The 12,432-nt window shown below is 67.1% G+C and carries 11 protein-coding genes; 6 read left to right on the top strand and 5 right to left on the bottom strand.

Features of this window, described 5'->3' with window-relative positions; genetic code table 11:
- Nucleotides 1–17: 17 nt before the first annotated feature.
- From AAGA11_10750 to AAGA11_10760, 3 genes are read right to left on the bottom strand one after another with little or no spacing between them, the layout of a single operon-like run.
- The gene (locus tag AAGA11_10750; protein ID MEM9603333.1) at nucleotides 18–2,264 is read right to left on the bottom strand and encodes a mechanosensitive ion channel family protein; all 2,247 of its coding nucleotides are present in this window, start codon (nucleotides 2,262–2,264) and stop codon (nucleotides 18–20) included.
- Complete coding sequence (locus tag AAGA11_10755) at nucleotides 2,261–3,358, bottom strand: 2Fe-2S iron-sulfur cluster-binding protein (protein ID MEM9603334.1); 1,098 nt, start codon at nucleotides 3,356–3,358, stop codon at nucleotides 2,261–2,263. Before AAGA11_10755 ends, AAGA11_10750 begins: the two co-directional genes overlap by 4 nt.
- A gap of 29 nt (nucleotides 3,359–3,387) precedes the next feature.
- Nucleotides 3,388–4,890, bottom strand: a complete 1,503-nt coding sequence (locus tag AAGA11_10760; protein MEM9603335.1) for an AMP nucleosidase — start codon at nucleotides 4,888–4,890, stop codon at nucleotides 3,388–3,390.
- A gap of 81 nt (nucleotides 4,891–4,971) precedes the next feature.
- Between AAGA11_10760 and AAGA11_10765 the strand changes: the two genes are divergently transcribed.
- From AAGA11_10765 to AAGA11_10785, 5 genes are all read left to right on the top strand, one after another.
- Nucleotides 4,972–6,054 carry a nitronate monooxygenase family protein gene (locus AAGA11_10765; protein ID MEM9603336.1) on the top strand — a complete coding sequence of 361 codons (1,083 nt, stop codon included), beginning with the start codon at nucleotides 4,972–4,974 and terminating at the stop codon, nucleotides 6,052–6,054.
- A 16-nt stretch (nucleotides 6,055–6,070) separates the two neighbouring features.
- On the top strand, nucleotides 6,071–6,619 hold the full coding sequence (locus AAGA11_10770; GenBank protein MEM9603337.1) for a hypothetical protein: 549 nt from the start codon (nucleotides 6,071–6,073) through the stop codon (nucleotides 6,617–6,619).
- A gap of 137 nt (nucleotides 6,620–6,756) precedes the next feature.
- The gene (locus AAGA11_10775; GenBank protein ID MEM9603338.1) at nucleotides 6,757–7,464 is read left to right on the top strand and encodes an ABC transporter permease; all 708 of its coding nucleotides are present in this window, start codon (nucleotides 6,757–6,759) and stop codon (nucleotides 7,462–7,464) included.
- On the top strand, nucleotides 7,457–8,176 hold the full coding sequence (locus AAGA11_10780; protein ID MEM9603339.1) for an ABC transporter ATP-binding protein: 720 nt from the start codon (nucleotides 7,457–7,459) through the stop codon (nucleotides 8,174–8,176). The genes AAGA11_10775 and AAGA11_10780 overlap by 8 nt, the downstream gene beginning before the upstream one ends.
- A gap of 5 nt (nucleotides 8,177–8,181) precedes the next feature.
- Nucleotides 8,182–8,994: a substrate-binding domain-containing protein gene (locus AAGA11_10785; GenBank protein ID MEM9603340.1), complete on the top strand. Its 813-nt coding sequence runs from the start codon at nucleotides 8,182–8,184 to the stop codon at nucleotides 8,992–8,994.
- Between the two features lie 30 nt (nucleotides 8,995–9,024).
- On the opposite strand, the gene AAGA11_10790 is transcribed toward AAGA11_10785, so the two are convergent.
- Nucleotides 9,025–10,995 carry a CocE/NonD family hydrolase gene (locus AAGA11_10790; protein ID MEM9603341.1) on the bottom strand — a complete coding sequence of 657 codons (1,971 nt, stop codon included), beginning with the start codon at nucleotides 10,993–10,995 and terminating at the stop codon, nucleotides 9,025–9,027.
- 61 nt (nucleotides 10,996–11,056) lie between these two features.
- Between AAGA11_10790 and rarD the strand changes: the two genes are divergently transcribed.
- A complete protein-coding gene (rarD, locus tag AAGA11_10795) occupies nucleotides 11,057–12,085 on the top strand; it encodes an EamA family transporter RarD (GenBank protein MEM9603342.1) in 1,029 nt (342 codons plus the stop codon).
- On the opposite strand, the gene AAGA11_10800 is transcribed toward rarD, so the two are convergent.
- Nucleotides 12,016–12,432 (bottom strand): ABC transporter ATP-binding protein (locus AAGA11_10800; protein ID MEM9603343.1); only part of this gene is annotated, 417 nt, incomplete at its 5' end. The genes rarD and AAGA11_10800 overlap by 70 nt on opposite strands.

Raw genomic sequence — 12,432 nt, forward strand, 5'->3', positions numbered from 1 at the left:
CCGCCGGAGAAGCGGTGTCAGGGCTCGTCGGGGATTGGCGCCGGCGGCAGCCTGTTTTCGGTTGCCTCGTGCACCGCGGCGGCCGCGGCTTCCTGCACCGCGGGATTCTTGGCATCGGCGCCGAGCACCTCGACCTTGACGTTGCGCTCGGCGAAGGTCAGGCCATTTTTGTCGAAGATGTCGCGCACCTTCATGTAGGCGTCACGTCGAATCACCCATTGCTCGCCGGGTCTTGCCATGAACTTCACGCCGATGACCATGTTGAACTCCTCCATCCGCCGCACGCCCTGGGATTTCAACGTCTGGATGATGCTGTCGCCGTAGTCTTCGTTGGCCTTGAGCTCGGCACCCACCTGCTTGATCAGTTTTTTAACCAGTTTCAGGTCGGTTTCAAACGGCACCCGAAACTCGAGTTTCATGATCACCCAGTCGCGTGAGTGGTTGGTCAGCGATTTCAGCTCGCCAAAGGGAATGGTGTGAACCGCACCACGGTGATGGCGTACACGCAGAGAGCGGATCGACATCGATTCAACCGTGCCGCGCAGGTTTTCGATCTCGATGTATTCGCCGATCCGAAAGGCGTCGTCAATCAGAAAGAAGATGCCGGACACGATGTCGCGCACCAGAGCCTGTGCACCAAAGCCCACGGCCACGCCGAGCACACCGGCCCCGGCGATCAGTGGCGCGATATTCACGCCGAGCGAGGACAGCACGGTCAGCCCGACCATGATCAACAGCGTGATCATCAGCACGGAACGCAGCAGCGGCAGCAAGGTGGCCATCCGCGCCTCGGGGCCGGGCGCACGGCCGTCGGTCGGCGGCTCATAGTCCGCCAGTCGCCGGTCGATTGCGGTCTTGGCCCACACCCAGACGAGATCCGCCAGCAGCGCTGCTGCGATCACATCAATCACGATGCCGAACACCATGCCACCGAAACTGCTGTCTCGGCTCATGCTGTAGAAGTCCGAGCCCCAGACCCAGAGCAATAACAACAACGCGCCGGCAACCAGGATGAAACGCAGCAGACGGTGAGCCACAGGTCGGTAGTTGCCGAAGTCACGTTGCCTCAAGGCCGCATCGTGCTCGCGCGCATCGGCGTCGGATTCGCCGTCCGCCGCCGCATTGGCGGCCTCGGCTTGCCTGGCCAGGTGCGTGCGCTCGGCCTGGTTGAAGAGGTCGTTGATCGTGACGCCCGCCAGGCTCAACACCAACGGCACCAGGCCCACAACCACGACCGTGCCGGCAAAGCGCGGTGCACCGATCAACCACAGCACGTAGGTGAACAGCGTCAACACGGTCACGTACACCGGCCAGGCGTAGCTTGTCGGTGTGGTGATCCCTTTCGCTGCCCGGTATCCGGTGTAGGTGTGCCAGGTCGCGCCGATCACGACCGCCGCGCACACCGCGCCCGCGAGGGCGGTGACAGCGAGTGCAGCGGCATCGCTGTCCGGGCTGCCCGAGCGCTGCAAGGCAAGCGCACTGAGGTTGGCGCCAGCGATGCAGGTCAGGCTGCTCGCTACGGCGCCGACGTTCCAGCGGTGATTGACCTTGGCGAAGGCGGTGGTCAGGTTGAGCAGGCGCAGGCGCGGTGAGTTGGGAGCCAGCACGTAGCGCGACAAGGTGGAAAGTACGCGTGTCGTCAACACCACGGCGAGCGTCGTCAGCACCAGTTCCGCCATCGCCTGTTGCCAATCGAACAGCAGGTAGGCGCCGAGTGCACCGACGGCAAAGGCCGCTTGACCACCGATCATGAGTGCCGCGCGTTTGCTGGCCGCGACGACTCGCGCGTTCAGGGTGGGCATCACCGCCAGGGACAATCGTGTGCGCGCCCCGTCGGTGAATTGGCGGTAGAGCCACTCGAAACTCGCCCCGACGAACAGAAAGATCAACAGGTAGATGGCACCACGAAGAATCTCGGTGCGGCTGAGGTTGCCGACCCAGGCATCACGCACCCGGGCCGGCAGGGTCGGTAGCTCCGGCGCGACACGGGCGAGCACGCGGATGCGTTGCCGCAGACTGTCGAAGGTCGAACTCATGGGCATGTCGGCGTGTGCCTCGACGGCGTCGACCGGTCCCTCCTGAGGCTCGGCGCGCTGCCGCAACCACAACTCGACCTCGGGCTCGGACAGCAGCTCGAGAAACTGTTCCACCTTTGCGGGCGTCTCGACGTCGCCGGTACCGTGGTGGTCGGCCACAGCGACTGGCGCAACCCACAACACCAGCGCCAGTGCGCCGAACCCGCGCGCGCACCACCAGCGGGTCACGCCGAAACTTCCGGTGTCGAAGCCACATCGCGCTCGGGCAGATCCCGCTCGCTGAGGTCGGCCAGCAACAGCGTGTGCACCGTGAACCGGCCCGACGGCAGCGCAAGTTGGCACGCCAGCCGTTCGCCGCGTGCAGCGTGCCCCGGGGAGACCTGGTCGAGCGTGTCCGTCTCGATTCTGCTGGCCGGTGGCAGCGGGGCGTTACCGTCGAGTCGCACGCGACAGGTGCCGCAGCGTCCGCGTCCGCGACACTGATTGGGGTGTGGAATGCCGTGTTCGTTGGCGATCTCGAGCAGATTCAAACCGGGTCTGGAGTTGACGGTTTCGCCGGTGTCGAATTGCAGCGTCACGGTGTCGCCCTGCGACACCCGGTACACCCGCAGGGCCCGCGCCGCAAGCGTCAAACCCAGCACAACAAAGTAGCCAGTCACGAGGTTCTGGATCAGCGACACCAGAAACTGCACACCATCGCGGTAGACCGTCAGCGTGAACAGCGAACGTGTCGTGCCACGACTCATGGCAATGACCTGATTGCCTGCCTCGACGAAACCGAGCAGTGCGAGTATCGGAATTGCCACGACAAGCGGGTTGACGAACGGCGCCCAACGCGGCCAGTTATCGCGCAGCCGCAACCACGTCAACAGGCCGATGCAACCGTGGATCCAGACGACAATGACGATGACGACCTGCCAGAACCCGTCCATCGGGATCAGGTTCCAGAAGTAGTCGAGCATGACCGTGAAGGTCGGTTTGACCCCGAACACGCGCTCGAAGTTGGCCATGACCACCACGTGTGGTAACAACAGCGGCACCACGAGGTACGCGGACAGAAACTGCACGCTGTCACCCGTGCGCATGCTGAGGGTGTTTCGGTGGTAGAGCGCCACCATCCCCAACACCAGGTGTATCAGAAAAGCGATACCCAGCGTGATGCTGCCGGTGGCGTTTCGCCATGGCGCCATCAGCGTGTGGTGCGCAGTCTCCATCGCACCAAGCGAGACCAGACCGAAGGACAGGGTCAGCAAATGACAGGTCGTGAACACGAAGAGATACAACCCGGTCAGGATGCGCAAGGTTCGGATGGCGGATTGCATGTCGGCGACCCCGTTTGGTGGCGGTGTGCTTACTTGAACGCGGTCTCGGTGAAACTGCGCAACTTGCGTGAGTGCAGCCTTTCGAGTGGCATGCGACTGAGTTTTTGCAGGGTCAGTATGCCGATGCGCAGATGCTGGTCGACCTGTCTGCGGTAGAAGTCGGACGCCATGCCCGGCAGCTTCAGTTCACCGTGCAAGGGCTTGTCGGACACGCACAGCAGTGTGCCGTACGGCACGCGAAAACGGAATCCGTTGGCCGCGATGGTCGCCGATTCCATGTCGAGTGCGATCGCACGTGACTGCGACAAGCGGCGCACGGGGTCACTCTGGTCACGCAACTCCCAGTTGCGGTCGGCGATGGTGGCGACCGTGCCGGTGCGCATGATGCGCTTGAGCTCGAAACCGGTCAGCCCGGTGATCTCGGCGACGGCCTCCTCGAGTGCCACCTGGGTTTCGGCAAGTGCCGGCACCGGCACCGAGGCGGGCAGGTCGGTGTCGAGCACGTGGTCCTCGCGCACGTAGGCGTGGGCGAGGACGTAGTCGCCCAACCGTTGCGTCTTGCGCAAGCCCGCGCAGTGGCCGAGCATCAGCCAGGCGTCGGGGCGCAACACACCGATGTGGTCCGTGATGGTCTTGGCGTTCGACGGGCCGACGCCGATGTTCACGAGCGTGATGCCCTGGCCGTCCGGTTTGACCAGGTGGTAGGCCGGCATTTGCGGCGGCCGTGGCGGCGGCGTGCCCTCGGCGTCGTCCGGCGTGCCTGCACGCGTGATCACGTTGCCGGGTGCAACGAAGGCCGCGTAGCCGGCATCGGGGTCGGCCATGCAGGCTTCGGCAAAGGCACAGAAGCCGTCGACGTAGAACTGGTAGTTGGTGAACAGCACGAAGTTCTGGAAGTGCTCCGGGCGGGTCGCGGTGTAGTGCGCGAGGCGTGCGAGCGAGTAGTCGACACGCTGTGCCGTGAACGGCGCCAGCGGCAGCGGCACACCGGCCGCCGGCGTGTGGGTGCCGTTGACGATGTGGTCGTCGATGGTGGCGAGTTCGGGCACGTCGAACAGGTCGCGCAGCGGCACCTCGCGCACGGTTTCGTTGTCGGCCCGAATGTGCGCGTCGTCGCCGAACGCAAAGTGCAGGGGAATCGGTGTGGTCGACTGGCCCACGGTCACGTCGACCTTGTAGTTGCGGATCACCAACCCGAGCTGATCAACGAGGTAGGACCGGAACAGATCCGGTCGTGTGATCGTCGAGGCGTAGACCCCGGGCTCGGGCACGTGGCCGTAGGAGAGGCGCGTGTCGACCTGGGCGTAGGAGCTGATCGAGACCCGCACCTCGGGGTACCAGGCGCGAAACCGGCTCGCGCCGACGTCGTCACCGGCAGCAAAGCGACGAAAGGCCTCCGAGATGAAATGCGTGTGCTCGCGGTAGCGTTCGATCAGCGCCTCGACCGCGTCCTCGGCCCGATCGAATCGCTGGTCGTCCCGTCGAGGCGGTGAGAGTGCGGGACCGTGCCCGTTGTGTTCTGGTGAATCCATGGCGCAGTATGGGGGATCTCGGTGGCAAGGGGACGGCCAGCGGGAGCGCGTGATCGCCGTGTAGCAGAGGAGTGTAGTGGAGTGAGTCACCGGGACCGACAGCGGGCACTCTGCACCGCGCTGGGCACACGACATCCGCTGATACAGGCGCCGATGGCCGGTGGGCCGTGCACGCCAGCGCTGGTCGCCGCGGTCGGGCAGGCCGGCGCACTGGGTTCCTTCGGCTTTGCCTACAGCACACCGGAACAGATCGACGCCGACCTCGGCCGCACGCGCGCGCTGGCCGATGTACCGATCAACGCCAACCTGTTCGTCTTCCCAACAGCGCCCGCCGTGTCGGACGCCGGTCCCGCACTCGACGCCCAGGCAGCGTGCGGTCTCTACACCGTGCTTGGGGTCGATCCGCCGTCGGCGGTGCCAACGGGCCCCGGCCACCCCGATATCACAGCGCAAGTCGATGTGCTGTGTGACCACGCCCCGCGCGTCGTCACATTTCACTTCGGCCTGCCTGAGCCCACGATGCTCGACCGCCTCAAGGCCTGCGGTGCGACGGTTGGCGCCAGTGCCACGACGCCGGACGATGCCGACGCGCTGGTGGCGCAGGGTGCAGACTTCGTGATTGCACAGGGCGCCGAGGCCGGTGGCCACCGCGGCACGTTCGACCCGGAGCAACCCGACCACCCGATCGGCACCTTTGCGTTGGTGCGGGCGGTGCGCGAGCGCGTCGAGGTGCCCGTGGTCGCGGCGGGTGGGCTCATGGACGGCCGCGACATCGCCGCGGCCGAGCTGCTCGGCGCCGACGGCGCGCAGCTCGGTACCGCGTTTCTGTGTACGGACGAGTCCGGTGCGGCGCCGTTGTACCGCGACGTGCTCGACACCTGGTCCACCCGGTCCACGGTGCTGACCCGGGGCTTCTCGGGCCGCTGGGCGCGCGGCGTTCAGAACGACTACACCGATCACATGCACGACCAACCCGTGTTGCCCTTTCCGCTGCACAACAGCCTGACCGCGCCACTGCGGGCAGCGGCGAAGCGCGCGAACAGCGCCGAGGCGCAATCCGTCTGGGCCGGGCAGGGCTTCGCCCGCATGCGGGCCATGCCCGCGGCCGACCTCGTGCACCGTCTGATCGAGGAGCGCGACGCAGTCCGGCCCGCGGTCGACTGATACCCGCGTCGGTCTGGTGGGCAGCAACTGCGGCTTGCGCGAGCCGGACGGTCTCGCGCGGCTCAACTGGATCGCCGACGACCTCGACAGCGACACGACCGAGACCGACGCCAGCGATCCGCGTGTGATCGACGTGACAGGCCTCTCGATGACGATGACGGCCCAGGGCGCCGACCACACGGTCGGCAACCTGCCCAGGTGCGATTGCGTTGACAAGATCCTCGACCACCTCGACGAGAAGCGTGTCGACAGGCTGGTGCTGTGCGCCGCTGCAGACTCGCTCGGACGCTGCACCTTCGGACGCTCGGTCACGAGCGAGCCGATTGACTTTCGGGTCAACACGCTCAACGACGCGTTCGGGCCGAGCCTCGTCTCCGTCCCCTTCGTCGACATCGGCAAGCGCACGCTGCACAGGGAGCAAGACGCCGACCGGGCCGCGGGTTTCAGCGTCTCGGACGACGCGTTGCCGACGTTTTTCTCCGCCGACGCGCTTGAGCCCGCCTACCGCACCGCGCGCTTTTACGCGGCCGAGGTCGACGTCAGCCCGACGCGCTGGGCGTCCTGACAGCACGGTGCCGATGTGCTCAAATGGTGGGGCTGAGGCGCTCGTGAGCTGAGGCGCGTGCCTGACACGCGCTGATCCGGTGCGGTCAGCGCCCGAACGTACCTCCGCTCACCGTCAGCGAGACACCGCGCGCGCGCATGCAGACCTTTTCCCAGGCGCTGGCCGAAGCCGCGTCGTTGATCCTGAGTTTCGACCCGGCCCTGTTGGAGATCGTCGGTCTGTCGCTGCGGGTCTCGCTGCTGGCGGTTGCCATCGGGGCGCTGATCGGGTTACCGCTCGGCGCCGCGCTGGCCATCGCCCGGTTTCCTGGCCGCGGCGTGCTGACCGTGCTGGTCAACACGGCCATGGGCCTGCCGCCGGTCGTCGTGGGCCTGGTCGCCTACCTGTTGCTGTCGCGCGCCGGCGCCCTCGGCCCGCTCGAGCTGCTCTACACCCCGACGGCGATGGTCATCGCCCAGACGGTGCTGGTGACCCCGATCATCGCCGGGCTCGCGCGGCAGACGCTGGCGGAAATGCACGCCGAGTACCACGAGCAACTGACCCTGATGGGCGCCACAGCGCGCGCGCGCATCGCGGTGTTGCTCTGGGATGCCCGGTTCGCCCTGATCACCGCCTTGCTGGCCGGCTTCGGGCGCGCGTCGGCCGAGGTCGGCGCCGTGCTGATGGTGGGCGGCAACATCAACCACTACACGCGCGTGATGACGACCACGATCGCGATGGAAACCGCCAAAGGCAACCTCACCGTCGCACTCGGCCTCGGCATCGTGCTGTTGCTGATCGCGTTTTCGGTCAACGCGCTGGTGCACTGGGTACGCAACCACGCCGAGCGCACCGCCTATGCCTGAGGTGTTCCCGCTGGTGGTGCGCGACCTCGGCATCGAGCGCGACGGCAACCGTCTGTTGCACGTGTCGGACCTCACCGTGGCGGCTGCCGAGCGCGTCGGCCTCGTCGGCCCGAACGGGGCCGGCAAGTCGCTGCTGCTGCGCGCCCTGACAGGTGTGGTCGACGGCGTGTCGGCCGGCGCCGTGCGTTGGGGCGGGGCTGCACCCGGGCCGGCGGTGTTGCGCCACTGCGGTGTGGTGATGCAGCAGCCTTTGATGCTGCGCCGCAGCGTGCGGGACAACCTGCGCTGGGCGTTGTCCCGCCAGTTGGACCGCGCAGACGTGCCTGGTGCCGTCACGCACGCACTGGCCCTCAGCGGCCTGGCTGAACACGCCGGGCGCTCGGCGCGCGTGCTCTCGGGCGGCGAGCGCATGCGCCTTGCCATGGCGCGTGCACTGGCACTCTCGCCGGCGGTGCTGCTGCTCGACGAGCCCACCGCGAGCCTCGACCACAGTGCGGCACGCCAGGTCGAGTCGCTGGTGCGGGACAGCGTCGACGCGGGCACCACGCTGGTGTTGATTTCCCACGACCTCGCGCTCGTTCGGCGCCTCTGCGACCGCGTGGTGCTGATGCACCGTGGTCGGGTGATCTGCGACGCGCCAACCGAGGTGTTTTTCACGGCACCACCGTCCCCCGAGGCCGCGGCCTTCGTGCGTGGCGAGTACCTGGAGTGAACCCCATGAGACACGCCCTTGCCGGGCTCGCACTGCTTGCAGCTCTGACCCTTGCGACGGGCGCGCAGAGCGCGCCGCTGCTGTTGCAGTCGACCACGTCGACCCAGAATTCGGGGCTCTACGACGCCATCCTTCCCGTCTACCGGCAGAGTTCCGGCGAGATCGTGCGGGTCGTCGCTGTCGGCACCGGCCAGGCGATTCGCAACGCAGAGCGCTGTGACGCCGACGTCCTGCTGGTGCACGCACGCGAAGCCGAACTCGCCTTTGTCGCCGCCGGCTTCGGCGCTGCGCGCACAGATGTCATGTACAACGATTTCGTGATCGTCGGGCCGGCGGCCAACCCCGCCGGGTTGGCGCCGGACACGAGTGCAACCGAGGCGCTCGAGGCGATCTACGCGAACCGTGCTCCGTTCGCCTCGCGCGGCGACGACTCCGGCACGCACAAGAAAGAGCGCGCGCTCTGGACGCTGGCTGGCATCGACCCGGCCAAACACAGCGGCGCGTGGTACCTCGAGACCGGCACCGGCATGGGGGCAACGCTCAACATCGCCGTGGAATCGAACGCCTACGCGCTCACCGACCGCGCCACCTGGATCCGATTCGGCAACAAGCTGGACCACCGGATCCTGTATGAGAACGACCCGGCGCTGTTCAATCAGTACGGCGTCATATCAATCCATCCGGACCACTGTCCCGACGTCGACCACGTCGGCGCCGCGCGCTTCATCGCGTGGTTGACGGGTGACGCGGGTCAGGCGGCCATCGCCGCGTACCGGGTCGACGGCCAGCAGCTCTTTTTTCCGAACGCACCGCGCTGACCGGGCCCGGCGACGCGGGCTCTGGCCGGTTCAGGCGAATCGCGGCAGCGTGTGGCTGAGCTCGCGGTGCAGCACGCGCTCGTCGCCCTCGAAAGCCTCGATTTCCCCGCTGAGGTGAAAGTGCGTGGCGTCGGAGGTCATGCGCAGCCGGGTTTCGGTTCGAATCGACCAGTCGTCGCGTGCCAGGGTCTGCGTCCAGTGGGTTTCGCCTACGGCACTGAGCGGCTCTGCGGGGTTGATCGACCAGCGCTCGCGCCCCACGCTGCCCTTGACCAGGCCGTGTGAGGCGTCTTGCATTTCACCGAAATCGTCTTCGATCACGAGCGTGACCGTCTGGGTGATCAGGTCGTGCTCGACGCGCCGGGTGTGGTCGGGCTCGCGCAAGACCTCGTGTTGCCACGGCTCCGCCGACTCGGGCGGCTCGAAGACCACATCGCGCGCGTGCGACTCGGGCAGGCCGGGGAGGTCGATGCTGAGTGCCTCGAGGGTCAAGGCGACCGGCTCGGGCATCGGCCACAACAGCGGCCAGTAGTCGGTCGACACCGCCACCCGAAGGCCATTGCCCGCGGCAAACTCGATCGCACAGTGGTTCAGTTCGACGCTCACCTCCACCGTCTCACCCACCGGCATCGGTTGGTGTGTCGCGTGGTCATCGCGTTGGCAGAGGTTGAGCACACCGTAGCTCACCCGGCTGCTCGCGCCATCGGGCTGCACGTCGCACAGGCGCACCGCCACCTGCGCGAGCGGCTGGTCACTTCGCAGCCGCAGGCGCACCCGCGGCCGGCCAACCACCGCCAGCGGGGCGTCGAGCGGGGCAGTGTCGTAACAGCGGGCCAGTGCGTCGTCGGCCCGCTGGTCGTCCGGCATCTCCGGGCCCAGCCAGATCGCGCAGAATTCGCCGCTGTGCAGCCCACCGATGGCCGGTGTCGACACCCGGTGGCCGAGCGCGCCGTCGGTGGTTGCGGCCGATAGCGTGCCGCCCGGCGTGGCGTGCAACACGGTGTGCGGCACGGCGCTGTGCTTGTCGATGCCGACCCACCGACCGGCGCGTTCGGCGTACCAGGCTTGTGGCGGACTCGAGTCGAGCAGGTAGCCACGCCAATCGGGCTCGGCGTCGACGCCGTTCTCGAGGCCTTTGAGGTAGCGGTCCCACCAGCGCAGGGCTTCCTGCAGGAAGCCGATCCGCGGCTCGGGTGCAGCAAAGTGGGGGTACTTGTGCACCCAGGGCCCGGTGATGCCCTTGACCGGCGCATGCAGGTTGGACACCAGCGCCGGGATGGCGTTGACATAGGCGTCGCCCCACCCGCCGACCGCGAGCGTGGCCGCCTGAATTGCCGAGTACTGCTCACAGACCGAGCCGTGCCGCCAGTAGTCGTCGCGGGTGGGGTGGCCGAGCCAGGTGGCGGCGAGCATCGGCAGGTTGCGCAAGCGCTCGAGCCACATGTCGCGCCAGGCCTCGCCAACCAGCGCCGGGTCGGGTGGCCGCGATGAGTAGGAGAACATCGTGGCCGACCAGCCGAGGTTCTCGTTCAACAGGCAGCCGCCCTTGTAATGAATGTCGTCGGCAAACCGATCCACGGTTGAACACAAGGTGATGATGGCCTTGAGTGCAGCGGGTTGGCGCGCCGCCACCTGCAAAGAGTTGAAGCCGCCCCAGGAGATGCCCATCATGCCAACGGCGCCGGTACACCAGGCTTGCGTTGCAATCCAGTCGATCACCGCTTCGCAATCGGCGAGCTCCGTCTCGGTGTATTCGTCGAACAACAGGCCCTCGGAATCGCCGTTACCGCGCATGTCGACCCGAAGGCAGGCGTAGCCGCGTTCGGCGAACCAGGGGTGGGTCAGGCTGTCGCGCTCGACCGTGCCGTCACGTTTTCGGTAGGGCAGGTACTCGAGTATCGCCGGCACGGGCGCGTCGGTGTCTGGCAACCAGGCACGCGCCGACAAACGCGTGCCGTCGGCGAGGACGATGGCAAGGTCCGGGTGTTCGATCACGTTCATGTGCAACTGTCTCGCGGCGTCTGCTCGTCGTCGCCGCTATCGTCGGCGCGCATCGGTACAAATGCAACCGTCGCGCTACACTCGGCGCGTCAACCACGGGCAATCCGACACCGGTCGCGACCCCACCCACACCGAGCCCAAGCGCATGACCGTCGACCGCACAGGATTGCTCGCCGCGAGCGTGGCGGTGGTGCTCTGGGGGGTGTTTCCGGTGTACTGGAAATGGCTTGCCCACGTCGACGCGGTCGAGGTGCTGATGCACCGCAACGTCTGGTGTGTGGTGAGCTTGCTCGGTGTGGTTCTGGTGTCGCTGCGGCGCCGCAGCGCCGTCTGGACGGCACTGCGCTCCGGTCGGCAACTCGCGCTGCACGCGCTCGCCGGGTCGCTTGTCGGCTTCAACTGGGGGCTCTACATCTGGTCGGTGGCCAACGACAGGGTGGTCGAAGCCAGCCTCGGGTATTTCATCGCGCCGCTGTGCAGCGTGGCCCTCGGCGCACTGGTGCTCGGGGAGCGCCTCGACCGGGCCCAACGGTTCGCTGTGTTGCTGGCCGCCCTCGGTGTACTGACCATCGGCGTCGGCGGCCGCACGGTGCCGTGGATCGGTCTCGGGCTCGGCCTGAGCTTCGCGAGCTACGGCCTGTTGCGCAAGCGGGCACCAACCGGTCCGGTCGCCGGGCTCTTTCTCGAGACACTGACGCTGGTGCCGGTGTCGCTCGCGTGGCTGCTGCACCTCGCTGTGCGCGACCTTCAGCACTTCGGCACCGGCAGCCTCGGCACCGACGCCTTGCTCGTCGGCGGCGGCCTGGTCACGGCGGTGCCGCTGTTGCTCTACGGCATTGGTGCGCGCGGCCTGCCGTTGAGCGTATTGGGCCTGCTGTTCTACATTACGCCCAGCCTGCAATTCCTGATTGGCTGGTTGGTGTACGCCGAGCCGATCAGCGGTGCCCACTGGCTGGGCTTCGGCGCGATCTGGCTTGGCCTCGCGGTGTACAGCGTCGCCACCCACCGCGGCCTGCAACCTCAAGGGTTGTCGGCCACCGGCGCCATCAGCGCAAGCGAGGGCATGTGTTCGAGCAGCGAGCGTGTGTAGGGCGCGCGCGGGTGCTCGAACAGCGCGTCGGTGGCTTGCAACTCGACCAGCTTACCGGACTTGAGCACCGCGACGCGGTCACACACCTGGCGCACCACCGGCAGGTCGTGGCTGATGAACACCAGGGTCAAGCCGAGGTGGGACCGCAGGTCCTTGAGCAGATTCAGGATGCTGGCCTGAATCGACACATCCAGTGCGCTGGTGGGCTCATCGCACACCAGGAAACGCGGTTGCGTGGCCAGCGCGCGTGCGATGGCGATGCGTTGCCGTTGCCCGCCTGAGAAAGCGTGAGGGTACTGGCGTCCTGCACCCGGTGGCAGGCCGACGCGTTCGAGCAGCTGTGCGAC

This window comes from Pseudomonadota bacterium (genome assembly GCA_039196715.1).
Taxonomy (GTDB): domain Bacteria; phylum Pseudomonadota; class Gammaproteobacteria; order CALCKW01; family CALCKW01; genus CALCKW01.

Bases quoted from the DNA above. Each gene is read 5' to 3' on its own strand.
- AAGA11_10775 (MEM9603338.1), top strand. From the start codon at position 6,757: ATGCAGACCTTTTCCCAGGCGCTGGCCGAAGCCGCGTCGTTGATCCTG.
- AAGA11_10785 (MEM9603340.1), top strand. From the start codon at position 8,182: ATGAGACACGCCCTTGCCGGGCTCGCACTGCTTGCAGCTCTGACCCTT.
- AAGA11_10790 (MEM9603341.1), bottom strand. From the start codon at position 10,995: ATGAACGTGATCGAACACCCGGACCTTGCCATCGTCCTCGCCGACGGC.
- AAGA11_10780 (MEM9603339.1), top strand. From the start codon at position 7,457: ATGCCTGAGGTGTTCCCGCTGGTGGTGCGCGACCTCGGCATCGAGCGC.
- AAGA11_10760 (MEM9603335.1), bottom strand. From the start codon at position 4,890: ATGGATTCACCAGAACACAACGGGCACGGTCCCGCACTCTCACCGCCT.
- AAGA11_10755 (MEM9603334.1), bottom strand. From the start codon at position 3,358: ATGCAATCCGCCATCCGAACCTTGCGCATCCTGACCGGGTTGTATCTC.
- rarD (MEM9603342.1), top strand. From the start codon at position 11,057: ATGCAACCGTCGCGCTACACTCGGCGCGTCAACCACGGGCAATCCGAC.